General features: G+C 47.4%; 1 protein-coding gene. It reads right to left on the bottom strand.

All coding sequences use genetic code 11. The features are described from left to right. Positions 1 to 333: hypothetical protein (locus tag FBT53_RS15580; protein ID WP_136952120.1), on the bottom strand; the 333-nt coding region annotated here is incomplete at both ends.

The following is a 333-nucleotide window of genomic DNA, read 5'->3' as shown; positions in this document are numbered from 1 at the left end:
TGCCCGCTACATCCGTAACATCCGCAGTTACGGTGATAGTTCCATTGTCCAATCCAGAAATATCCGCATCAGTAGCCGTCCACGCATTACCCGAAACAGTAGCGGTAGTAGTTACTGGAGGATTCACGCCATCATCAAAAGTTACCGTTACTACTTGGCCATCTTCTATAGCTGTAGTAGTACCCGAGATGGTTACATCGCCATCTTCGGCAGCATTTACGATGTTATCACCCTCGATAGGGGTGGTAATATCGATAGTAGGTACGGTATTATCTAAAGTAATCGGGTCGTTATCGGTAGCTGGATTACCCGCTACATCGGTAACATCCGCCG

The organism is Flavobacterium sp. ASW18X (assembly GCF_005144745.1).
In the GTDB taxonomy this organism is placed as follows: Bacteria; Bacteroidota; Bacteroidia; order Flavobacteriales; family Flavobacteriaceae; genus Croceivirga.
This window is presented reverse-complemented; position numbering and strand designations above follow the sequence as displayed.